The organism is Candidatus Villigracilis sp. (assembly GCF_057083605.1).
On the sequence record NZ_JBXMTI010000026.1, the window covers coordinates 1 to 25,439 of the forward strand.

Annotated in this window: 15 protein-coding genes; 1 reads left to right on the plus strand and 14 read right to left on the minus strand. The window is 50.7% G+C overall.

Annotation, left to right across the window (positions count from 1 at the left end; genetic code table 11):
- The 10 genes from AC14M5_RS04315 to AC14M5_RS04360 all read right to left on the minus strand — a co-directional run.
- The coding region (locus tag AC14M5_RS04315) for a hypothetical protein (RefSeq protein WP_484028404.1) at positions 1-258 on the minus strand (258 nt) is incomplete at its 3' end.
- Between the two features lie 198 nt (positions 259-456).
- Positions 457-2,790, minus strand: a complete 2,334-nt coding sequence (locus AC14M5_RS04320; RefSeq protein WP_484028405.1) for a molybdopterin cofactor-binding domain-containing protein — start codon at positions 2,788-2,790, stop codon at positions 457-459.
- A 109-nt stretch (positions 2,791-2,899) separates the two neighbouring features.
- Positions 2,900-3,682, minus strand: a complete 783-nt coding sequence (locus tag AC14M5_RS04325; RefSeq protein WP_484028406.1) for a cyclase family protein — start codon at positions 3,680-3,682, stop codon at positions 2,900-2,902.
- A 12-nt stretch (positions 3,683-3,694) separates the two neighbouring features.
- Positions 3,695-4,939 carry a YlbE family protein gene (locus tag AC14M5_RS04330; protein WP_484028407.1) on the minus strand — a complete coding sequence of 415 codons (1,245 nt, stop codon included), beginning with the start codon at positions 4,937-4,939 and terminating at the stop codon, positions 3,695-3,697.
- A 52-nt stretch (positions 4,940-4,991) separates the two neighbouring features.
- Positions 4,992-6,689 (minus strand): acyl-CoA synthetase FdrA, encoded by a 1,698-nt coding sequence (gene fdrA, locus AC14M5_RS04335; RefSeq protein WP_484028408.1) that lies wholly within the window; start codon positions 6,687-6,689, stop codon positions 4,992-4,994.
- Positions 6,686-7,969, minus strand: coding sequence for an amidase (locus tag AC14M5_RS04340; protein WP_484028409.1), 1,284 nt, complete (start codon positions 7,967-7,969; stop codon positions 6,686-6,688). Before AC14M5_RS04340 ends, fdrA begins: the two co-directional genes overlap by 4 nt.
- A gap of 111 nt (positions 7,970-8,080) precedes the next feature.
- Positions 8,081-8,578 (minus strand): (2Fe-2S)-binding protein, encoded by a 498-nt coding sequence (locus AC14M5_RS04345; RefSeq protein ID WP_484028410.1) that lies wholly within the window; start codon positions 8,576-8,578, stop codon positions 8,081-8,083.
- Positions 8,575-9,456 carry an FAD binding domain-containing protein gene (locus AC14M5_RS04350; protein ID WP_484028411.1) on the minus strand — a complete coding sequence of 294 codons (882 nt, stop codon included), beginning with the start codon at positions 9,454-9,456 and terminating at the stop codon, positions 8,575-8,577. Before AC14M5_RS04350 ends, AC14M5_RS04345 begins: the two co-directional genes overlap by 4 nt.
- Positions 9,457-9,492: 36 nt before the next feature.
- The gene (locus tag AC14M5_RS04355) at positions 9,493-10,563 is read right to left on the minus strand and encodes an XdhC family protein (protein ID WP_484028412.1); all 1,071 of its coding nucleotides are present in this window, start codon (positions 10,561-10,563) and stop codon (positions 9,493-9,495) included.
- Between the two features lie 22 nt (positions 10,564-10,585).
- Positions 10,586-11,044 carry an SRPBCC family protein gene (locus AC14M5_RS04360; RefSeq protein WP_484028413.1) on the minus strand — a complete coding sequence of 153 codons (459 nt, stop codon included), beginning with the start codon at positions 11,042-11,044 and terminating at the stop codon, positions 10,586-10,588.
- Positions 11,045-11,408: 364 nt separating this feature from the next.
- On the opposite strand from AC14M5_RS04360, the gene AC14M5_RS04365 reads away from it, so the two are divergent.
- Positions 11,409-12,917 carry a uracil-xanthine permease family protein gene (locus AC14M5_RS04365; protein ID WP_484028414.1) on the plus strand — a complete coding sequence of 503 codons (1,509 nt, stop codon included), beginning with the start codon at positions 11,409-11,411 and terminating at the stop codon, positions 12,915-12,917.
- Positions 12,918-13,083: 166 nt separating this feature from the next.
- Here the strand turns inward: AC14M5_RS04365 and AC14M5_RS04370 are convergent, their stop codons facing one another.
- The 4 genes from AC14M5_RS04370 to AC14M5_RS04385 all read right to left on the minus strand — a co-directional run bounded on the left by AC14M5_RS04370 (position 13,084) and on the right by AC14M5_RS04385 (position 25,323).
- A complete protein-coding gene (locus AC14M5_RS04370) occupies positions 13,084-14,064 on the minus strand; it encodes an HD-GYP domain-containing protein (RefSeq protein ID WP_484028415.1) in 981 nt (326 codons plus the stop codon).
- Between the two features lie 233 nt (positions 14,065-14,297).
- A complete protein-coding gene (locus AC14M5_RS04375) occupies positions 14,298-14,951 on the minus strand; it encodes a response regulator transcription factor (RefSeq protein ID WP_484028416.1) in 654 nt (217 codons plus the stop codon).
- Positions 14,948-16,021 (minus strand): ATP-binding response regulator, encoded by a 1,074-nt coding sequence (locus tag AC14M5_RS04380; RefSeq protein WP_484028417.1) that lies wholly within the window; start codon positions 16,019-16,021, stop codon positions 14,948-14,950. Before AC14M5_RS04380 ends, AC14M5_RS04375 begins: the two co-directional genes overlap by 4 nt.
- Complete coding sequence (locus tag AC14M5_RS04385; RefSeq protein WP_484028418.1) at positions 16,018-25,323, minus strand: PAS domain S-box protein; 9,306 nt, start codon at positions 25,321-25,323, stop codon at positions 16,018-16,020. The genes AC14M5_RS04380 and AC14M5_RS04385 overlap by 4 nt, the downstream gene beginning before the upstream one ends.
- Positions 25,324-25,439 lie beyond the last annotated feature (116 nt).

A 25,439-nucleotide genomic window follows, 5' to 3' on the forward strand; every position in this document is an offset into this window, starting at 1 on the left:
AACCCAGTATGTATAAGGAGTACGGTATGGTGTGGGGGCTTGCTGAAATAATACCGAAGAGATTTGATTTATTTTATCAACCTCTCTTTGTGCAGATTGAGATCCAATTAGGCTACTTAAATCATGCACACAATGTTTTCTCGCTGCTTCCCATGATTCTAAAGAAGGATATGGTGGTTCTGCAATTCCCTGCTTCTGAAGTTCGGCAAGGTATTCTTTTTGCAATTTTGCTAATACCGAAATAGCAGCGTCAGACATTTTGTTATTCCTTTCCAAAAGAAACTCAAACCCAGCTACTGATGGCAATAGACAACCAGCTCCTGAACGCACATTCGATTTTAATTGCTTTTGAAGCAGTATAGCACCGTTTTTAGTGAAGACTGCTGAGGCGAAGAAAAAACTTCATGGTTAGAATCAACCATCGGCTGAGAATGAAGCGTAGCACTTCATCCAAAACTATTTACTATTCACCAACTCCCACAACCGATTCGAATTCAGCGGGATTTCCAGAATCTCAAAATCCACATCGTGCAACGCATCCTCCAACGCCTGCGCGAACAACGGACCGACGGGGATCGCGCCCGCTTCGCCCGCGCCTTTCACACCCATCGGGTTAAGCGGCGAAAGCGTTTCGCCATGTCCCGTTTCGATGCGCGGCACGTCCAGGCTCGTGGGCAGGTGATAATCCATGAACGTGCCATTGAGCAGTTGCCCGTTTTCGTCGTAGGCGAGCCGCTCGTAAAACGCGTTGCCAATGCCCTGCGCCACGCCGCCATGGATCTGCCCATCGAGGATCAGCGGATTGATGACCTTGCCGCAATCGTGCACGACGAGATATTTTTGGATGTGGATCTGCAGAGTCTCGGGATTGACCTCCACAATCATGGCGTGGATGCCGCTGGCAGTGGCGCCTCTTTCTGGACCGAAATAGCTGGTCGCTTCCAAACCAGGCTCGGTGCCAGGCTTGACAGCGCCGCGCATCGGATTCGCCTTGCCCGCGAGTTCACCCAGCGAAATGGACATGCGCGGCAGGTCCTGCACTTTGACCATGCCATCGGCGAGTTCGAGTTCATCTTCGGGCGCGTTGAAATGTTCGGAGGCGAGTTTGAGAATTTTCTTGCGCACAACTTTCGCGGCTTCGTTGATGGCATTGCCTGCGACGACCGCGCCGCGGCTGGCAAACGTCCCTGCACCCCAATAGAATTGGTCAGTGTCGCCTGTGACAACATCAATTTTATTGACATCCACGCCGATTTGCTCCGCGACGATTTGCGCAAAACTCGTGAAGTGACCTTGTCCCTGTGTGCCAACACCCGTGACGACCGAGACGCGTCCACTGCTCATCACCTGCACCTTCGCACCTTCGTACGGTCCGATGCCTGTGCCTTCCACGTACGCGACGATTCCAATGCCAGCGTGTTTGCCTTCGGCGCGTAGCTTCGGCTGGATCTCGTTGACGAATTTGTGATAGCCGATCTTTTCCAGCGCTTGATCCAACAACGGTTCATAGTTGCCGCTGTCATATACCAGCGGAGCAAAATCCTGATAGATGATCTCGTTGTTGTATGGGAATTGGTCTGGCTGGATAAAGTTGCGTCGGCGGATTTCAGCGCGGTCGATCTTCAATTCTTTCGCGGCTAAATCAAGCAGTCGCTCGATAACAAAGACTCCATGTTGTCTGCCAGCGCCGCGATACGGCGTGACGATGGTCTTGTTGGTGAAGACCGCTGTAAACTCGCTATAGTAATTTTTGATATCGTACAGCCCGAGCACGTTGGCTTGCGAATTGAGCGCCACTGTCAAGCCATAAGGTGCATACGCACCCGTATCATGCAAAAAGATATCATGCACGCCGAGAATATGACCGTCCTTGTCAAGCACGATCTCCGCATCATGGATTTGTCCGCGCTCGTGTGTGGTCGCGACAAAGTTTTCGGCGCGGTCTTCGATCCACTTGACGGGGCGGTTTAACTTCATCGCCGCCCACGGGACGAGCACTTCTTCCTGATAGAACATCATGATCTTCGGACCGAATCCGCCGCCGATGAACGGCGCGATAACGCGGACTTGCCGCTCCGACAACCCAAGCATACCTGCCAATCCGTTTCGGATCACAACCGGAGCCTGCGTGGTGTCCCAGACGGTTAATCTCCCTGCACGCTTATCCCACTCCGCGACGATGCCACGATTCTCGATGGCTGCAGCGCATCCATGCTCGTAAAGAAAACGACGTTTGACAATTAAGGCAGCATTATCCTTTACGGCTTCATAATCGCCTTTTCTTTGAACAACATTTGCGGCGATATTTGAGCCAATCTCTTCGTGAATAAGAGTGCTGTCAGGTTGCAAGGCTTTTTCAAGATCAACGACGGCTTCGAGCGGTTCGTAGTCAATTTGAATATCAGCCAACGCATCTTCAGCGATGTAACGACTCTCTGCGAGCACCATAACAATCGGCTCCCCCGCAAACTTGACCTTGTCCTTTGCGAGTGGAACCTGCGTCTTCTCATTGAAGACAATATTATCCACAGGCGGCGGCGAAACCAGTAACGGACCAGGCTTCCAGTAATCGCCCAAATCGTTTGCCGTGTAAACGGCAACCACGCCTTCGCGTCCCAAGGCTTGCGAAACGTCGATATTATTAATCCGCGCGTGCGCGTATGGACTCCGCACGAAAGCAACGTGGAGCATGTTGGGCAAATCCACATCGTCCACATACAATCCCTGTCCAGTGAGGAGGCGCGGGTCCTCGTTGCGTTTAATCCGTTCGCCGAAATATCGAGTGGTCATTCACACCTCATTTCATGTCGTTGCGAGGAGAGCGATAGCCCGACGAAGCAATCTCCTCGCATAGTAGGGGGTTGCTTCGCAAAGAACGCTCGCAACGACATACTGCCAACTACGCCCAGGCTACCGCGCGACAAAACGCCGCTTCGCCGCCTTTGAACTTCCACGGGAAGACGCCGAGCGTGATGCGTTTGTTGTGTAGTTCTTTCAAGCCAATGTCGCCGCCGAGGTTCTCCACGTGAATGCAATCATGCGGAAATAAGGCGTTGTGCGTCAACTGATAAGCAGAATCAGGGAACAACACATCCATTTGATCTTCACCAAATTTTTCCACTGTCTTCGCGCGGACTTTCTGCCAGTGTTCCAGTCCGCCCTTGCCGAGGAAGCGACCGATGGGCAGGTTCATTGGGTGGTCGGTGGAGATCATGTCCACGCCCCAGATGTGAATCTTCTTTTTGAGCAGCCAGTCGCAAATACTAAAGTGCGGACCTGGGTGACGTTGGATATATCGTTCTTCATCACCTGTTGGGCTGAAGAATGAATACTTATGCCAACCTGTGTGAATGAAGAGAATATCCCCATCTTTTACTTCAACACGCTTTTCAATATCTTCCGGCGTAAACATGCCGAGGTCGTCTAACATGTCGCTCAAGTCCACAATTACGCCTGGCCCGTAACACCACTCAATCGGAATTTGCTCAATTGTCTTGCCACTGGTGACAAAATGCTTGGGTGCATCCAAATGCGTGCCCATGTGATTGGAGGTCATAATATACTGGGCATTCACACCTTGTTCCGATTTCCTTTTGATGTATTTCACTTCAAAAGGCGGGTAAAACGGCCAGAAGGAAGCATCCGCGTTCAGGTCTTGAGACAGATCATAAATTTTGGTCATGGTTTCTCCTCTTTAGATATCATATTTTTCTGCAAATGCAACCAACGCATCTTCGAATATTTTTAATGGCGGTCTTACCAGGCCTGCACCCACTTGACCTACACCTGCGTTCTTATGTGCTATGCCGGTATTGATTCGCGGTGTAATTCCCAACTCAACAACTTTGCGAAGGTCAATGCCTGTTGGTGTGCCTCGAAAATCAAGGACGGGCATGGTAAAAAACTTGCTCTCAGCAAAAGTGATTTCATACATTTCGAGCGTCGCATTTACTGCATCTTTTGGGGTGCCGCCAACGAATGTCACGATTGCGGGGGCGGTCGCCATGGCGAAGCCCCCAATGCCCGCGGTCTCTGTAATCGCACTGTCGCCGATATCAGGATTTGCATCATCTTGAGAGAAACCTGAAAAAAACAATCCAACCGGGATTTCTGCAGATGCGGTGAACCATTGCTTTTCACCCAGTCCGCTCACACGGATTCCAAAGTCTGTGCCATTTCGTGCCATCGTTGTGACAATCGTGCTGCCTTCCACTCCATGCGCGGCATCAGTCATGGCTTTGCAAGCCGCCATGACGGGGTTCAAAACACTCAAGGCGTTATCACCGATGAACTGGAGCACTTCTGATTCCATTACATTATCTTTTACAACTTTTGCAATTAATGGCGAAATCAATTTCAAATACAGCAACGACCCCGCCTTATTGCGATTATGTCCTTCATCGCCCATGTGTAACGCTTCGGCAATTAAAGCACGCAAGTCCAACCCATTTGATTGTGCGAGTGCATCAGCCAACGCTGTCCCAAGTACGTCATTCATCCAATGGAGTTTCTTTAGCACATCATCGCTGTACGCGCCGTAACGCAAAACTTTTCCATACCCTTCATTCAAATTAGAAAATGATTTATTCCCATGCTCGGCGTTTTCAACGGCATAAACTTTCATCGAAGCGGATATGACTCCCGCCATCGGTCCAACCGTGCCGTGATGATGACACGAGTCGAATTCGACCTCGCCTCTTTCCACCATAGAAGTTGCTTCTGTTTCCGATTTGGCGATCCCTTCGAATAACATCGCGCCGATGATCGCTCCCCGCAACGGACCCGACATCCGCGCCCATTCAATGGGTGGACCCGCGTGAAGCAGCAGATTATCTTTCATGCCAGGGATAACATCTCGTGCAGTGGCGACAGCTTTCAAGATGGGCCTTGCTTCCATCATGCGATTGACAGCGGTCTGGTTGGCGGTATCAATGTCCATATTTGTCTCCGTGGTTTATGGGAATTAGAGGATTGGAGAATTCTCTGATCCTCTAATTCTCTTTTTTGCTTTTCATCTTCGCCAGCAAGCTTGCCAGCCTTTCATTCCCACCTGCAGGCGGACGCCACTCCACATGAACGGCTTGCGCTCCCTGTGAGATGAGGCTGTCGTAAAAAGATTCCAGCCCAACATTGATGGCGGCGAGAGGCTGTTTCAATTGTTCAATATTAACAAGTGGAAATTGATTGGACTCATGATGGCTAAACTTCAGACTAATATATTCCACAGCTTCAGTTGCCGTCCGAAATACTACAACGCCTGCTTCTTTCAATTGGTCAATTTGAGATTGAATATTTTGCGGGTCATCATCTGTGCCAATAACCATTGCAACGAGCTCAATATCTTTTCTATTTTTCTGAATCTCTCGAATGGCAGGAACTAACTCGCTCACAGGGTCAGGATGCGAACCTTCGCCGAGAACAAGGTCAAACAGAATCATCCCAACTTCTGAGTCGGCAGCTTCCTGTTTCATGCGGCGGATTCGTAAATCATTATCGATCATCGGATGCAGACGACCAACCATGAAGAACTCATCACCAAGATCAATGATGGTATGGGCTTTACTCTTGAGAGGGTCATCTAAATTCTGAGAATTAGTGATTGGAGAATTGGAATAAATTGGGGATAGTGATGCTTGCAAACCTAGCAGAGTTTCATAGGCCAGCGTCCCGCCAGAGAACAGACCACGAACATAGAGATTGGAGACTGGAGATTTGGAGTCGCTAGTCTCCACGCGAAGCGTCCAATCCTCTAATTTTCTAACCGCAATTTCTGCGGCTTCACTCAAACTAATTGCAAAATGTAGACTGCCGATCTTCCTTGCAGGTGGGGGATAGCCGATGAAATAGATGACAACGGGTTTGCCCGTCCCCTGCGCGGCGGAGATGAGTTGAGTCGCAATATCTGGTGATGGTGGTTTGGAAATAAGAGCAATAACTCTTGTGTCAGGATCGCGCGCCAATAAATTCAATGATTGCTTTGCAGTGATAGCACCAACATCGGACTTCAGGTCGCGTCCACCTGTGCCGATAGCGTGGGACACACCTCCGCCGAGATTGTGGATGTGAGTCGTCACAGCCTGGAGTCCGGTACCCGAAGCACCGACCAGGCCAATCGGTCCGCGCCTGATGCGGTTGGCAAATCCCAGCCCGATACCGTTGATGATCGCTGTTCCACAATCAGGCCCCATCACAAGCAATCCTTTTTCGCGCGCGGTCTTCTTCAATGTGATTTCATCCTCCAAAGAGATGTTGTCACTATAAAGAAAAACATGCTTATCAAGTTCGAGCGCCTCGCGTGCAACGCCTGCTGCGTAACGACCTGGAACTGAGATCAGCACCCAATTTGCCTCAGGTAATTGTTTGACTGCGGCGCTCAAACTGCGCGGGCGGAAGTCGCTTTGAGAATCGGAGGATTTTCGGCGGGTTAGCAGCTCATCTACTTTTCCAATGGCGCCTTCTGCAGAAGAATCATCATTAGCTTTTACAACGATCAACAAATCATCTGGATTGGCAGTAATAGAATCTGGCAATAGGCTGTTTGCTGCGAGCAAGTCACGGTTGGCCTGGGTCGCCATTACGACGCCTGCATCGACCACGCCAGGTAAACCTAACAAACCGCGCTGCAATTGCATGAGGATGACTGAGTCATAATATGTGCCAGCGCGGACGTTCCACTTTGTGACTGTCATTGATGGCTCACAACTTTCTCAAGCTCCGCCGCCCAGAATAGCAAGGATTCATCTTTGTGCCAATTGCCGATGACTTGTAAACCCATCGGCAATCCATCTTGATTTTTTCCCGTTGGCAGATTGATGGCTGGCAAACCTGCTTGAGTCCATGGGAGGTTCATGATTGGATCTCCCGTGCTTTCCAGACCCTTGGGCGCGGGGCCGACTGTGGAAGGGGAAATCCATAGATCGATGTTGTTGTCGATCATGGCTTGTCTGAGTTCAGAGAGAAAATCATCACAGGCAGTAAGGGCGTTTTCCAATTGGTCACCGGTGATCGGTTGACCACGTCGGATCAATTCAGTAAATTTGGATGAATAGAGGTCTTCATATTTTTCAAACCATGCCTTGTGAACGCGCGTGGCCTCAGCCGACATGATGAGATCGTGACGATTGCGTATCTCTTGGAAATCAGCCATGACGGGGATATGCAGCAATTGATAATTTTCGTTTAGCAATTTGCAGACGTTTTCAAAATGGACTCGTCCTTCTTCTAAAACACTTTGTAAATATGGGCCATCGGGAATTGCGAGTACTGGTTTTTTCAACGGCTCAATTGGTTCATCCCAATCCTGATACAAGGCGCGGGCGGCGTGAATTGCGGTTTCCACATCAGGAGTAAAAAACCCAACATGATCGAGTGATGGCGAAAGTGGAATGACCCCTTCGCGTGAAATACGATCATATGTTGGCTTGACTCCGACGACTCCGCAAAAAGACGCGGGGCGGATGATCGAGCCGATGGTTTGAGTCCCCAGCGCTAAGGAACATAATCCCGCTGCAACCGCCGCCGCCGATCCGCTGCTTGAGCCGCCTGGTGTATGTTCGAGGTTATGAGGATTCCGCGTAGGGCCAGGTGAGAAATAGGCAAATTCAGTTGTGACGGTCTTGCCTAAAATCAGCGTGCCAGCATTTTTGAGTCTGGTTACACTTTCCGCTTCTGTTCCTTGGAGTTCATCGGAAGGCAAACGAGAACCCGCTTGAGTGACGAATCCATCCGCGTGAAAAATATCCTTCACGCCTGTTAACATTCCAAACAAAGGTGGATGACTGATCATATCGGGATATTGCGAGACAAGCGCCTCTGCCTCTTTGTGTAAACGCGCAAAGCGATCATCCTCAGGGATGAATGCAAGGATGGAGGCCTCGCGTTCAATAAACCGCGACTCCGCCTGAGCGAGGTATTCAGGAAACGTCAAATCACCAGAACGCAAAGACTCTATTAACCGATAATCAGTCATAATCTCGATTCTCTAATCTCCAATTACCAGGTGGTTTCGATACGCCCCTCCAAATGCGTTCGGGGCTACTCAACCACCATAATATTCAATCTCTAATTTTCCAATTACCAATTACCGCATTTTCTCTGCCGCCAGTAAGACCGCATCCACTATATGCTGGTAACCCGTGCAGCGACATAAGTTCCCTGAGAGTGCATGGCGAATTTCATATTCGGTTGGGTTGGGATTTTGTTTTAAAAATGGAACAAGCGTCATCAAAATGCCTGGAGTGCAGTAGCCACATTGCAAGCCATGTGCTTCCCAAAAGGCTTGCTGAATTGGATGAAGACCATCACCCCTCTCGGTCTCCCCAATATGGGGGGAAGATAAACCTTCGACAGTTGAAATTGCATGACCATCCGCTTGAACAGCAAATATCAAACATGAACGCATCGACTCGCCATCAAACAGAATCGTGCAAGCTCCACAGACACCGTGTTCACAGCCGACGTGAGTGCCTGTGAGTCCAAGTTCGTGCCGCAGAAAATCGCTAAGCAATAAGCGCGGCTCCACTTCGCGTTTGTAGACTTTTTCGTTGACCGTGGTCGTCACAGGGAATGATTGGGTCATTGCAGGGTTTCCTCCGCGCGCTGCATGGCTTGCTTCAATGCTTTCTTCGTCAACACATTTGCCAAATGACGTTGGAATTCTGGTGAGGTGTGCACATTTCCAAAAGGATTGATCTCCGTTTCACTCGCCATTTCTGCGGAAGTTTCAACCAATTTGTCATTCAACTTTTCGCCCACCAAAATTTTAGCGGATTCTTTTGCATCCACTGGCCCATCGCCCGCATTCAAGTAAACCAACTTTGCTTGCTTGCATTTTCCGTTTTCATCCAGAGTTACCAATGCGGCAACACCCATCAAAGCATAATCTCCCGCGCGCGGAGCAACTTCCATGAACGACCAGCCTGTACGTGCTGATATAAATGGCAGTTCGATCTCAACCAGAATTTCGTCAGACGCAAGTGCAGTGGTGAACATGCCCGCAAAAAAATCATGCGCAGCGATCCAGCGTTCACCTGAAACATTTTTTGCTTTCAACCGCGCACTTAATGCCAGCATGAGCACAGGTAACTCGGCGGCTGGGTCGGCGTTGACAATGCTTCCGCCAATCGTGCCACGATTTCGAATTTGTGGATGAGCGATGAATGGAACAGCCTCCTCCAAAAGGGGTGTCTGTTTTTCGATCAATGGATCGATCTCCAAGTGTCTTTCGCGTGTCATTGCTCCAATGCGAATCGTCGACCCCTCTTCGCGAATAAAACTCATCTCCGCAATTCGATTCAGATCAATCAATACATTCGGCTGCACGATGCGAAAATTCATCGCAGGCACGAGGCTTTGCCCGCCCGCCAGCAATTTGGCATCATCGCCGTGCTCGTGTAATAGACTCAATGCTTGGTCGATTGAATCAGGTGCGTGATATTCAAAGGGAGCGGGTTTCATGAAATAAAAATCCTTGAGAATTGGAGGAGTAGAGAATTAGAGATTGGAAACTACTTGCGCTTCTTCTTTACTTTCGAATTGATTCTGTTTCCTGTGACTTTTCACTATCTCAGACATGATCGCCAGCGCGATTTCCTCAGGCGTTTGCGCTCCGATGTCGAGGCCAATTGGTGCATATAAGCGTGACAATTGCGATTCGCTCATGCCATCCTTCAATAGCCTCTCACGTCGTTTTGCATTTGTGGTTTTACTTCCCAACGCGCCCACATAAAATGCGGGGCTAGATAAGGCGATCTTCAACGCGGGGTCATCCAGTTTGGGATCATGTGTAAGCGTTGCAATGGCAGTTGAGCGAGTCGCTTTGATTTGTCTAAACGCTTCCTCGGGCCAGGCTTGAATGAGTTGATCCACATCTGGGAACCGTTCCCTGCTGCCCCATGCCTTGCGTGGGTCAATCACAACCGTCCGATAATTGAGCGCCTTTGCGAGAGAGACCAATGCCACAGCAATATGGACTCCACCAACAACGATCAGCGTGGGTGAGGGCAGGATTGCTTCAAAGAAAACCTCAATCGATTCATTCAACATAATGCGGCGTGATGTTCCTTGTTGCAATGTCTCATTTGCCAAATTTAACACTGTCTCGTCCCATTCGTTGCCATATGTTCCTGTGACTCGGCCATCCTCGCGAATCAAAAGTTCGCGGCCAATGATCTCGTCGGGTCCACGTATGACGGTAGCGATCACTGCTCCTTGTTCATTTTCCATTATCGTTCGTAATTCTTCAAAGAAATTCTTATTAAGCCGATTGACAAAAATATCAATGCTTCCCCCGCAGGCCAGGCCAACCTCCCAGGCTGTTTCATCGGCTACGCCAAAATGCAAAAGCTGAGGCTGTTTCGTTTTCAACGATTCGACCCCAGCCTCGAAGACTGCATTCTCTACACAGCCGCCGCTCACTGAACCAGTTATTTTTCCGTTCAGTGTAAGCGCCATTTTTGAACCCACCTTACGCGGTGACGAGCCCCATGTTTGAATGACGGTTGCAAGCGCAATGGATTCACCGTCCCTTTGCCAGTGATCCACGTCAGCCAGGATATCGCGCATAGTTGTTGTGCCAGCCTCTCGGTCAGGCTGAGGCGCCCTCTTTTTCGATCCGCTTGCGGACTTCTTCGTAGAATACCCCCGCAAGTTTCTGTGAGACCGGCACCATCAAACGGGAGACGAGGCTGGCGAGTTGCCCGGAGACGTTGACGTCTGCTGTCCAATGCACCAGAGTCGAATCGTCTGATCCGTCGCTCAAGGTCATTTCGCTAATTGCATCTGCCGCACTGCCGGTGGCTGTGCCGTGCGCTTTTAGTTTTGCCCGATTGGGTTCATCCAATTCAAGGATTTCGACATCCCCACTGAAACGCGCTTTTACCGAACCCAGCCCCACCGATACCACTCCGCGATAGCGCTTCAGTTCTTCGATGGTTTCGATCTTCTCGACCCCGGGCACACACTGCCCGATCTGGTTGGGGTCGGTTAGAAAGTCCCATACCTTTTTTCGTGGTGCATGAATTGTGACGTCACCTTTTAATAACATTGAATTTCCTTTTCCAGCGGAGATTGTATGAGGTGATGATCAAAAATTTGCAAGTTTGGAGTGTAGCACAGTACGGTCATGGGCGTCAACGGGTGGTCAATGGCCCATGGTACGGAGCCAACTCAAGGCGCGGAAAGGAGGCGGGGATTTATCCAATTGAAGAAAGTCGCGGGAAAGCCACACCCTTGTTCTCGGTGCAGGGTTATTCATTAATATCATGTCTTCAAAAAATACCTTATTGATTGCCAGCCCATTCAACGCCTTGAGTGTTTTTATTTGGAGGTGCATATGGAGTTTTAGGAAATTTTACTGTTCCCGGGCGTTTCAACTTTCATAATTTTAATTGTCAGGAGGAAGATACGAAATGGCTAAACCTAAAGCAACCACTCGCAAGGCTTCAAAGCCCTCCAAGGGTTCAAAGACTCCAAAAACTGCGATGCCCCCGAAAACGATGACAAGTAGTTCCATGACGCCCAGCAGGAGCGTGATGGGGTATCTGCCCAACGATACGCCTCCGATGGGCCAAATGATCTTGCTGGGATTCCAGCACGTTTTGACCATGTTTCCAGCCACAGCATTCGTAGCTGCATTATGCGGGTTTCACGTGGGCACGGTGCTGACTCTCTCCGGTGTGGGCACAGTTGTTGCATTGCTGCTTTCCAAGTGGAGGATCGGCAAGTTCATTCCATTGTTCTACGGTTCCAGTTTTAGTTATATTGCGGCCTATCAAACCATTGCCACAACCATGACTGGAAGCCCGCCCGCATTCGGAACGCCTCTGCCAGACGAGGTTATCAGCACCATTCAAGCTGGCATTGTGGTGACGGGCCTCTTGAACATCGTGATCGGCCTTATCATTCGCGCCGTTGGCAAGCAAAGAATTGATATGGTTCTGCCCCCGATCATCACTGGCTCGGTAGCTGCGATCATCGGCTTCGGCCTGGCCTTTGCAGCTTTGGGTTTGGTGGCGGCAAACTGGGGAGTTGGAATCGTTACCCTGGTCGCGACCATTCTGTTCTCGGTATACCTCCAAAGCAAGGGCTTCCTTGGCATGATCCCGGTGATTCTGGGTGCAATTGTAGGTTATATATTCTCAGCCATCGTTCAACCCGGATCGGTGAGTTTTGCCGCCGTTGCCGCCGCGCCATTGTTTGCGGTTCCACACTTTACCCTCCCCACCTTCAGCGGAGCTTTGGTAGGCACTGCCATCTTCAGTGTGGCGATCATGGCGATTGCGACTATCCCTGAATCCACCGCGCACCTTTATCAGATCAGCTTATACGTTGATCGTTTTGCAGAGGACATGGGCCGCGAAAAATATGACCTGGATGAAAACATCGGTTTCAACCTGGTTCTGGATGGCGTGGATGACACCATGAAGGGTTTGTTCGGTGCTACGGCGGGCACAAATTATGGTGAGAACAACTCGCTGATGGCTATCACCAGAAATTATTCCGGGCCTGCTCTGATTGCAGCCGGTGTAATTGCGGTGCTGCTTGGCTTCGTGGGTAAACTGGCTGGGCTGATGCAAACCGTTCCATTGGCTGTCAGTGGTGGTTTGGCAATTTACCTCTTTGGCGCAATCGGGATGCAGGGCATCGCGCTGATGCAGGAGCATAAGGTCAGCATGTTCGACCCGCGTAACCTGGCTGTGGGCGCTACCATTATGGTGGTTGGCATCGGCGGTAACATCGGATACGCCAATGGCCTCCTGCCAATCCCATTCCTGCAGGGAATTTTCCCCAGCGGCTTGCCTGCTATCGCGACGGCTGCGGTGTTGGGTATTCTGCTCAACGCGGTTTTTCTGATCTTTAGACCACCCATGGCCGAGACAGAAGTGCTTGATACAGCACTGGCTGCGGCGGACGATTAATCGTATCAGTAGTACTTCACGAACATGTAGTAACGACTAAGCCCTGTGGGTTAGTCGTTCACCCAATAGCGACTTTAGTCGCCACTACGAATCCCGTTGGAGATTTTACGAATCAAAAGCACCTCCTGTATTTACTCACAGGAGGTGCTTTTGAATTCAGTTGGGTTTATTTGATAACTTTAAAGAACATATCCACCACTCGCGGATCAAAATGCCTGCCAGATTGCTCGCGGATGTAAGCCAGCGCTTTATCATTCGACCATGCAGGGCGGTAGGGACGGTCCGATGTTAGCGCATCCCAAACATCCACAATGGCGAAGATGCGGGCGGCGAGAGGGATTTCATTTTCTTTTAAACCACGCGGATAGCCTGAGCCATCCCATTTTTCGTGATGGCAATAGGGGATTTCGATGGCACTGTGCAGATAATCAACGGGATAAAGCATATCGTAGGCATATTGCGGATGCATACGCATGATATCCCACTCTTCATTGGTGAGGCTTTGCGGCTTTTGTAAAATGGAATCTGGAATGCCGAGTTTGCCCATGTCGTGCAATAGAGAACCACGACGGATATGAAGCAATTCCTCGTCTTTGATGCCAAATTCCTTTGCCAATTGAACTGTTAGATCAGTCACACGGCGGCTGTGGCCTTCGGTCTCTTTATCGCGCAAGTCCATGGCGTGAGACCAACCCTCGATGGTGGCTTCATAAGCAGCTAAAAGTTGAGCGTGCGCCTCCTGAAGTTTCGCACGTTCCTCGACCAGTTTGTGATAGCGGTTCAGGCGTGTGATGCCAAGCAGACGGGCACGTAATTCAAAACGGTCAAATGGTTTCGAGATGAAATCATCTGCACCGGCTTTCAAGGCGGTCAACATCGATTCGCGGTCATCCAATGCTGTAAGCACAATGATGGAAATTTCCGCTACCTGGGGGTCGTTACGTATCCGCTCGCAGACTTCAAAACCGGTCATGCCTGGCATCATGATATCCAGCAGGATCACATCCGGCATAAGAATTTTTGCTTTTTCAATAGCCTGCAAACCACTCTCTGCCATTTCGAGATTGTAGCCTTCCCCTTCCAACACGGATAGAAGTGTTTCGCGGCCTGCATATTCATCATCAACGATTAAAACTGTACTGCTCATCAGATTACTCCTTGGGGGAAAGCCATTCTTCTTATGGGGCTTACGTGGAATGATTTTTGTCCGCTAATCTACGCCAATCCGCGCGAATTTAAAAAGATTAGTGCAGATTTGTGTAGATTAGCGGATACATGAAAGGTTTTCGTAAGTCCTGCTTAACTATCCATTCTTATCCACGCAGCAATTCTTGCATATACGTAGAAACACCCATTCAGCCTGCGGGACACACTCCCGTGTTATGGATCCTGGTCTACCAGGTGATATTTGACCGCCAAACGCACCAGCCCTGCAAGATTACGGACGTTCAATTTTTCCATCAAGTTGGCGCGGTGTTTTTCGACTGTTTTCTCGCTGATGAACAGCATCTTTGCGATTTCGCCGCTGGTATGTTCCTCGGCGATCAATTGCAGAATTTCCTTCTCGCGCGGGGAGAGGCTGGACAGCGGGTCGTTATCCTGTGAAACGGAGCGCGGGTTGATAGCGCTTTCGATGACGATCTCTGAAATGGGATTGCTCAAATAGGTTTCTCCGTTCGCCACCGCGCGGACTGCCCAGAGCAATTCATCGCTGACGGAGGATTTTAGAACGTAGCCCTTCACGCCATATTGAAGTGCCTGGTGCACAAAGCCCTCATCGGCATACATCGAGAGCAGCAGGATGTTGGTGGGGAGCTTCAGATTGCGTATGTTTTCGGAAGCCTGAATGCCGTTCATACGCGGCATCATAATATCCATGATCAGCACATCCGGCTTGAGTGACTGTGTCATTTCGATGGCTTCCTGCCCGTTGGAGGCTTCGCCCATTACGTGGATATCTCCCGCTTTTTCCAGCAGGGCACGAATGCCTGCCCGCACCATGAGATGGTCTTCGGCGATCAGTACACGTATCATGTGGAAGCCTCTGCTTTATGATTATTGTTATTGTTCGTCAACGGAAATTGCGCCGTGAGGACAGTGCCTCGCTGCGCGCTGGACCTGATGTTGAGTTTACCTCCTGCAATGGTCAGCCTTTCACGCAAGCCCGCCAGGCCGATGCCGTTGGATTGCATTGTTCCTTCCGTGATCCCATGCCCGTTATCCTGAATGATCAGGTTGATCATATTATCTTCCACGCTCAAGCTGACCCAGGCCTGGCTGGCCTGTGAGTGCTTGATGATATTGGTGAGGGCTTCCTGTAAAACACGATAGAGTGTGAGGTTATATGTATCCGAAAGAGCGGGCAGGGAGGGGTCCGTTTCGAAGGTGATCGGCAACTGCGTGCGACGGGTGAATTCAGTGCAATAGGTTTGCATAGCCATCTTCAAACCCAGGGCATCCAGCACGGGTGGACGCAGGTCTTGTGCGAGCCTGCGGATTTTTACAGATATTTCAAATGTTTGTTCGTAGAGGGCTTGCAGGCGTTCAAACAACGCGGCAACCGGTATGGATAGATCATCCTGCAAGTTGCGCAGGGCAAGCATATGCGTGGTTAAGGCCTGTCCCATGTCATCGTGCAGTTCGCGCGAGATACGCTGACGTTCCTGCTCCTGGGCTTCGAAAATGCGTTCCGCCATGGCGCGCAAGTTTTCGCGCTGTTCCACCAAAGTATGGTAGCGGTTCAAGCGAGTAATGGTACGCGCGCGCGCCACGAGTTCATGGCGGTCTACCGGTTTGGTGAGGAAATCATCTGCACCGGATTCGATCCCACGCAGCAGTGAACCGCGGTCATCCAAAGCGGTGAGAATGATGATCGGCACCTCAGCAAATTTCGGCGTGGAGCGGATGCGGCGGCAGACTTCGTAGCCGTTCATGCCGGGCATCATGAGGTCGAGCAGGATCAAATCAGGTTGAACCTCCTCCAGTATTTTCAGCGCCTGAAAACCATCCTTTGCCAGTTCAAGCTGATAATCTTCGCCTTCGAGCATGGCAACCGCAGTTTCCCTGGCGGAAGGGTCGTCATCTACGATTAGTATGGTGCTCATGGGAGTTTAGCCTCCTCTTCGCTGGGAAGATATTTTCGAATGGTTTTGACGAGCGCTCTTAAGTTGACCGGCTTGCTGATGTAATCGTTCATGCCTGCCTCGATACAACGATCACGGTCGTTGGGCATGGCAAGGGCGGTGAGGCCAATGATCGGGGTGAATTTGAAATTCGGTTCGTTTCTGAGTGCTCGTGTGGTATCAAAACCATCCATGCGCGGCATCATAATATCCATCAGGATCAGGTTAGGGTGAGCAGCCTTGGCCTGAACAACCCCTTCCACCCCGTCTTGCGCGGTGACTACTTTATACCCGTTACTTTCCAAATAATCCGAGATCATCATGGTTACCTCTTGCGTATCTTCGACCAGCAGGATGATTGGTTTGGCATCATCATTTAACTTCAGCGAATTCAGCTTCCCGGTAACCTTCTTTCTTTCGGCAATGCCAACCGCCAGTGCTGGTTCCCACGGCAGCATAATGGTGAAGCGGCTGCCCTTGCCCGGCTCGCTGGTAACGGTGACACTGCCACCATGCAAGCGCGCCATCTGTGCTACCAGTGTCAGCCCTAAACCAGTGCCTGTTACCTCGCGTGCTAGACCTGAATCCAATTGTACGAAGGGCAGGAACAACTGTGTCATATCCCTTTCGCTGATGCCGATGCCGTTGTCCCAGGCGGTGATGGATACTTTGTTTTCTTCCTGGTTTCCACGAACATCCAAGCCAAGTCTTCCGCCTTCGGGCGTGAACTTTACGGCATTGCTTAACAGGTTGACCATCATTTGTTTGAGGCGGCGCTCATCGGCCCAGATCAACCCCAGACCCTCATCGATCTTAAGCATGACATTCTGGTTCTTTTTCTGCGCCAGTTGTTTGATCATACGCAGGCTAGCCTGACAGACCGAGTTTACGTCCACCTTGGTGATATCCAGGGTGATCTGACCGGCTTCAATCTTGGCCAGATCGAGAATATCGTTAATCAACGAGAGGAGATGATGGCCGCTCTCACCGATGGTGGAAATATATCTGATTTGCTTTTCATTGAGCGGGCCAGCCGTCTGTTCGGCCAGGCTTTCAGATAAACCCAGGATGGCATTCAGTGGTGTGCGCAGTTCGTGGCTCATATTAGCCAGGAACTCATCCTTTACACGCAGGGCGCGTGCCAGGTTCGAGTTGGCGCGGCTTAGGTCGGCTGTGCGTTCTTCCACACGCTGCGCCAATTGGTTGCGTTCATCGGCCAGTGTTATCTCCATTTCTTTGCGCTCGGTGATGTCCCAGGCATAATCTGCGAACCGTTCGGCGATCTCAAGGTCTCGATGCGTATATGGCATCGGCTTATTGCCAATACCCATGGCGGCCACAATTTTTTCGTTACGGATAATGGGGATCACCATTTCGCGCGTGATTATCACGTGACCCTTCGGCACTCCTTTTTTATTCGGCAGGGACTCGTAATCATTTTGGATCACCGAGCCACGCTGACGGAGCGCTTCGGCCCACACCCCGGCCTGATCCACGGCAAGATGCATACCCTCGCTGGGGGCGATGTCGAAGAGCTTGAGCGTCTCCGTGGACCAGGTCTGCAAGCTAGGGGTGGTTTGATCCGCTTCCATAAAATGGAAGAAGCCGATCTCACTGTTGGTCAATTTGCTGACCTCATCAACCGCCCTTTGCATTACCTCTTCCAGCGAATGGTGCGCGGAGTATTCCATTAATTCAAAACGCTTCTCCAGGATCGTCTCTGATCTTTTGCGGTCGGTGACGTCTTTGGCGACAACTGAAACGCCGCGCACGGAAGGATAGGCGTTGATCTCAATAAAACGCCGCTCGTGGCTCAAGGTGAGAAAGGTCTCGAATGTTTTGGGTTGATTCTCTATCAGCACGCTCTCGTAGATCTTTTCGATCTTATCTGTTTCCGCTGACTCGCCGAATATATCGCGCAGTGATTTACCGATGGCAAATTTCGCCGGGACACCCGTTAATGCTTCAGAGGCAATGTTCCAGTGAGAGAAGCACAGGTTGTGATCCAATTCAAAGAAGATATCGGTAATGCTATCTGCCAATTCACGATAATGTATCTCGCTGGCGCGCAATGCCCTTTCGATATCTATGCGTTCGGAAATATCGGTACTGGTTAAGATCACACGCCCAAAATCGGGACTCCCATCCTTGCTTGGAATGAAAATGCGTTGAATGCCGGTAATCTGGCCGCCATCCAATCTTCGGCTGGACATTTCAAAGCCGAATGAAGTAAAGCCATTCCAGATCGTGTTCAGCTCATTGATCATTTCCCGCTGTACAGTGGGTTCCCTCAATAAATTATGCACTTGGCCAATCAACTCTTCTTTGCTGGATGCGCCATTCAGCCCCAGGGCAGCCTGGTTCACATTTAGAACGCGGATCAGCCCGACCCCATATTTCAATTCTTCGGGGTTTTTCTTCAGGAATTCTTCCAGGTTTGTTACGCCTCGCGTTCTTAATCCTTTCATCCACGTGTCTACTTCAGAAAAATCCTCCAGCCAGGTGGCAATGGGAGAGTTCTCGAACAAGTCTAAATAGCTTTCCTGACTCTTTCGGAGTTCCTGCTCCATGCGCTTGCGTTCTATTAATTCCTGCTGGGTGGATTGATAAAGTCGCGCATTTTCAAAGGCGATGGCAGCCTGGTTTGCCAGCGTAGCCAGCAAACGCTGATCCTGCGCGGTGAGTGCGTTGGCCTTTTCGCTTTCCACGCTGATGACGCCGATGACGCGCTCGCCAATTCGGATCGGCATATATAAGCCGGATTGAATGTCTTCATGTGTATCCACGTATTGCGGCAGTGACCTCACATCTCCGCTACGGATTGGCAGGCCGGTCTGAGCCACCCAGCCGCTCATGCCCTGTCCTACGCGGTTGATGCGGGAGGTGAAGTTTCTTTCGGCTTCGGCCCGGTCTTCCTCTTTTAGACCTGGCAGGTTAAAGGCCACCAACTCCAATTCGTCGCTATCTTCCTTTCGCAGGCGAATGGTGACGTGATGCCAGGAGAGATAGCGTGCAAAGGTTTCCATGATCCTTTCGCCGATCTCGCGCGGTTCCAACAGTTGACCAATGGCCAGCCCGTTTTCGTACACGGCTTCCAGTTCAGTGATCTGCCGCGCGATCTCTTTTTCGGCTTGTTTGCGCTCGGTAATATCCTGGATCTGCGAAACAAAATACTGGAGATTTCCCTGGTTATCCTTTACCGCAGAGACGCTTAATAGCGCCCATACGAAATGCCCCAATTTGTGGATGTATCGCTTTTCCATCTGGTAGGTATTGATCTCCCCGGCCAGCATCTGGTTTACAAAGTTGAGGTCGGTGTTCAGGTTATCGGGATGTGTAATATCCTGGAAGGTCATTGCCATGAGTTCCTGCTCGGTGTAGCCAACCAGGTTGCACAACGCGTTATTGACTTTAAGCCAGCCGCCTAAGGTGGATACCAATGCGATGCCGATCGGCGCAAATTCAAAGGCACTCATGAAACGCGCTTCACTTTCGCGCAGGGCATCTTCGGCTTCCTTGCGTTCGGAAATATCATGCAGAACGGCGGTGTACAAATGCTGCCCCGCCACCTGAATGTGTGAAATGGAGGCTTCAATGGGGAACTCTTCACCGTCTGCGCGAAGGCCGTAGCGCATGTTCTCGTTTTCCATGCTGCGGCTGATGGCCTCAGCCGTTTCCAGAGTGGCAACATGCCCGTGGTGTGCAGCCCGGTAGCGTTCCGGTATGAAGCGTTCGAGCGGTTGGCCAATCGCATCTGCAGCCTTGCATCCGAACATCTGCTCGGCGGAAGGGTTGAACAGCACAATGCGCTGTTCAGAGTCGGCGCTGATGATCGCATCCATGGCCGAGTTGACGATGCCGGCAAATCGCAGTTGGCTTTCACGCAGGTCGGTATCCGCCTGTTTGCGTTCGGTGATATCCTGAACAAAAGAAGTAACCCGATCCACCTTGTTATCAACAATAATGGGGCTGTGTATCACTTCGAACCAATGATACTTTCCATCGGCATCCAGGCTGGGCTGCTCGGTGCGCTGAATGGTCTTGGTCTTGATCGCTCTTTGAAAGACATCCCAGGCGGATGCGCGATGTTCGGGATGAATAATATCCAATAGATTGGTCTTGCGGAATTCTTCCTCACTCTGGCCTGGCCAGGTTCGATTTGCATACAGGAAGTTGCCTTCCAGGTCGTTTGTGACGATGTAACCCGGCGCGCTATCCATGATGGATTGCAGAAAACTTTGGCGTTCCTTTAGCTCGATATCGGTTTGTTTCTTTTCGGTGATATCCGCTGCGATACCGGCCAGACGCGCCACCCTGCCTGAGTCATCCACAATCGGGAAGGCGCGATCCCAGATCCAACGCACAGACCCATCGGGTCGTATGATGCGATATTCCAGGTCTGTTCTCTCCCCGTTTCTTTGTCTTACGATTGCGTCCTGCATCCGATCCCGGTCTTCGGGCCAAATGGATTCCATGAAATCATCCAGGGGAACCAGTTCATCTACGGTGGAGCGCCCCCATACCCTTTCTGCGGCAGGGCTGATGTAAGTTGTTTCCTCTTCGTCCTCCCCTATGTCGGTCATCCAAAATACTTCCTCGATATTATCCGCCAATTGACGGAATCGCTCTTCGGATTTGCGCAGTTCAATTTCCGCCTTTTCTCGTTCGGTAACATCATTTACAAGTATCAATTCGGCGTGCCTGCCCTCAAATTCGACAGTATGCGATACGACCTCAACATGAATCAACGTGCCATCTTTTTTGCAATGCCGCCAGATGCCTGCTCTATCAATTCCACTGGTGACATGTGCGACATTCTCAAGCAGCTTGGATACATCTTCAGACGGGCGGATATCTTTGATTGTCATGGACATGAATTCATCAACAGAATATCCATAATGGCTCACTGCTGCATCGTTGACTTTCAAGAAGCTTAAGGTCTCAAGATCATAGATCCACATGGGCAAGGGGTTGCTGTCAAATAGGAGACGATATTTTTCCTCGCTCTCACGCAATGCCTCTTCTGCGTGTTTGCGCTCGGTGATTTCCTCCTGCGCCTGCTGCAAGAGACGGGCGTTATGGATGGCGAGTGCTGCCTGGTTTGCAAAGGCGTTCAAACGTTCGGCATGAACATCCGTGAAGAACCCGCTTGTCTCACTATCCAGAAGGATAAAACCAATTACCTGACCTTGAATAATGATCGGCGCGCCAACATTTGAATGTATCCAATTAGTGGAGGGTAAGTCTTTCCAACCCGGGTAAGTTTGTGTCTTGGATATAACCAGAGGCTGCCCAGTCTCCAGCATCTCTCGTAAGTTGGGAGTCTCGGCCACCTGGAATTTGATTTCCATTACATCAGTATCAAACCCGCGCCGCTCGTGACCTCGCAAGCGCACTGCATGGGCCGTTCCATTGTCGATCAGCATGATCGTGGCGGCATCGTGCGGCACAACGTGTTCAACGGCGGTGAGGATGTGATCCAATACCTCGCCGTAATTAAGAGTACTGTTCAACGTTGCGGCAGTGTCCAGCAGGGCTTCAACCAGAGTACGCTGCTCACGCTCGATCTCCTGTGCGTGTTTGCGCTCTGTGATCTCCTCCTGTGCCTGGTGTAAAAGACGGGCGTTATAGATGGCGATAGCCGCCTGGTTTGCAAATGCGTTCAGGTGTTCGGCGTGAACAGGAGTGAAAAAACCGGTCATGGCGCTATCAAGGAGGATAAAGCCGATCACTTCACCATAAATGATAATCGGCGCGCCTAAATTTGAGCGCAGCCAATCGGTAACCTTCACCCTCTTCCACCCCGGATAAGAGTACGTGTCGGGTACAACTACGGGCCGCCCTGTCTCAAACATCTGCCGCAGGTTTTCTGTATCAGCCAGTGCGAATTCAACTTTCATCGCTTCCTCACTGAGTCCGCGTTCCGCATAACCCCGCAGGCGGACTACACGAGCAATTCCTTCATCGATCAACATGATCGTAGCGGCCTCGTGCGGCACCACGCGCTCAACCGCGTTGAGGATATGATCCAATACCTCGCCATAATCGAGGGTGCTGTTGAGTGTTGCGGCTGTATCCAGCAGGGCTTCAGCCAGGACACGTTGTTCGCGTTCGATCTGCTCTGCCTGTTTGCGCTCTGTAATGTCCTGTACAGCCCCAAGCATATGGACGGGTTTTCCATCGATGTTGTAAGTGATCTGGGCATGTTCAAAGACGATGCGCTGGCTGCCGTCCGTGCGGAGGATGCGGTGTTCGGTCTGGTAATTCTTTTTTTCCGCGATGGCCTGGCTGACAGCCTCCACAATCTTGGGCTGGTCTTCGGGATGCACATGCCCGAAGAAAAGCTCATTGCTGGATGGCACTTCGCCCGGCTCGTAGCCAAAGATGCGGTAGGTTTCATCCGACCAGTGGAGAGGGTTGGAATTCAGATCATCGGGATTGCTGATTTCGATTTCCCATGCGCCCAAGTGCGCGATCTGCCCCGCCTGTGAGAGGATGTCTGCGCCCTTGCGAAGTTCATCCTCTGCCAGTTTGCGCTCAATGGCTAAGGCCACTTGCGAAGCAATGGATGCCAGGAATTCTTTATCATGCTCGGTATAGCGGTTGGGGCGTTCGTAATCCTGCACTACGATCACGCCAATGATGCCATGCTGTGTTTTGAGCGGCACTCCCAGCCACGAGGCTGAGTCTGTGCCTAGCATTTCCACCAGGCCTTGTGCCTCTAATTCGTGGAACCTTTCTTTGTTCAGCAAAAGAGGTTCGCCGGTACGGTACACATAAGCAGTAATGCTTTTTTCCATTTTGGAGGGCGGAAGCGGCGGATCGTATTCATCCACCGAATAGATCTCTTCGAACTGACCGGTGTTCTTGTGATAAAAAGCGACGAAGAAATTTTCCGCGTAAATCACGTTGGCAATCGAACGATGGATCAGGTTCAGGAATTCCTGCAAATCCTTGGTATTGCCAAGCCCCTGCACGATCTCTAAAAGCGCCTGGCGCTCCAGCTCGGCTTGTTTGCGTTGGGTGATATCCTGCACCGTTCCGATCAAGCGCAGATATTTGCTGGAGGGGTCATGCTCAGCCCGCCCCAGGTTCGAGAGCCAGCGCACTTCACCGTCTGAGCGGGTGATGCGAAACTCCTCCGCAAACAGTGTTTCATCTGCCAGCGCTTTTTGCGCGGAGGCCCGCACGCGCTCCGCATCCTCAGGGTGGATCAGGTTTGTAAATGATTCGAAGGTTCTATCCAAATCATCTTTTTTCATTCCCGTAATTTCGAAAAACTCCGGCGACCAAAGTATGTTGTTGGTATCCAGATCCCATTCCCAAACGCTCATCTGCGCCGCAGTCAGTGCCTGGATCAACCGTTTCTCGCTCTCACGTAATTTTTCTTCTGCTTGTTTGCGCTCGGTGATATCAAGTACCGTCGATAAAACTGCCGGCTTTCCATCGAAATTAATCGCTGTATTGAAAGCCTGCCACCAGGCAATTGAACCGTCTTTTCTTATGATTCGAAACTCGAAATTTGAAGATAGTTCTTCACCATTCTGTCGTTTCTCTGCCCGTTCCCGCGCAATGTCTCGATCATCTGGATGGGTGAGGGCAATAAGCTCATCCGCCGACATGCCGCGAAGCTCCTCTGCCGTGTATCCATTCATTTTGCATAATGCAGGGTTTGCGTACACCATTTTGCCGCTCTGGTAGATTGAGATGCCCTGCAGAGAATTCTCGACCAGCGAACGGAATTTGGCCTCTGAACTTTGTAAGGCTTCTTCCGCCTGTTTGCGCTCGGTGACGTCACGATAGTTCACGACGATGGCATTTACACTCGGCTCATTGAGCATATTGGTGACAATGGCCTCGATCCAGCGCCAGGTTCCATCGGCATGGCGCAGGCGGAAGACGCCCATCTGGTGGCTACCCGGCTCCTGGGTAAGTTTGGAGAACAGACTGTTTGTCCATTCCAGGTCATCCGGGTGCATTAATTCGAAAAGGCTGCGTCCACTATAGGTACTCGGCGCATAACCTAGGTTGCGATGGACGGCAGGGCTTTCCCACAACAGCGTACCGTCAACTCCAAGAAGCGAAATATCGTCCAGTCCATTCTCGATCATCGCGCGAAAACGCCTTTCACTGGTTGTCAGCGCTTCCTCCGCCTTTTTGCGCTCGCTGATGTCGCGCACGAGGCTTTGAATGTGCACGGGATTTCCATCAACGTCTCGCACCAGCTCCACGTTGAGTTCCACCGTAATGATGCCCCCATCCTTTTTACGCAGGCGGCGCTCGTAGACCGGTAGATTTTCTCCGTTTATCAACCTCTGCAGCACATCTTCGCTTTGTTGCGGATCGGCAGAAAGCTCCCTGATCGACAGCCCCATCATTTCCGCGGTTGTGTATCCAAGCATGTCCGCCGCGCGCTGATTTACATCCAAATGGCGGCCTTGAAAGTCAAGGATAAAAATGGCATCATGAGATTGTTCAAAGAGGGCGCGGTAACGCGCTTTGTTCTCGCGCTGTTTTTTCTCGGCCTGCTTGCGCTGGGTAATATCCTGTAGAAAGCCTTCGTAGTAAAGAACGTTTTGCTCGGCATCACGCACAACCCTGGCAGATGTGGAGCTCCAGAAAATGCTGCCATCTTTGCGAAGGTTCTTCATTTCAAAGTTTTCAACAACGCCTTTGGCTTGTAATAACTCAATAAACTCGTTGCGATCATCGGGCTCAGCATAGATTTGGTCTGCGATATTCCGAACCGATTCGATCATCTCCTCAGGTGAAGCATAGCCATAGATACGCGCCATAGCCGGGTTGACACTGATAAAACGTCCCTGTGGTGTGGATTGAAAAATGCCTTCCACCGAACTTTCAAAGATGGCACGATATTTTTCCTCCGCTTGTTTGTGCTTCAACTTCAAACGCCGTTCGTCCAGGGCATGTGTTACCGCAATTCCCAGCCGCTTTTTGTTTTCCTTCAGAACATAATTGTTTGCACCTGCTTTGATACATTCCGCTGCGATATCCTCGGTCATGGAGCCGGTCCAGATGATGAGCGGCGTCAAAGGGGCGTGCTCCAGCGTTAACTTCAGGGCCTTCATACCATCAAAGCGCGGCAGGCTATAGTCCGAGAGGATCAGGTCGGGTTGGAATACTTCCAAAGCCTTTAGAAAATCCTTGCGCGTTTCCACCCGTTGAAATTCGCACCCCTTTACTGCCTTACGGATTTCGCGTTGTGCAATCTCGAAATCTGTATGCAGGTCTTCCAGAACCAGAATACGGATAGGTTCGTTCATAATTTACTTCCTCTCGATCCATCAAGCCCATGTGCGTTCGCTAATACCCTACGGGCACAATGTCCTCGCTAATTTTCACCAATTTAAAAGATTAGCACTCTGTAGGGCAGGTTTGC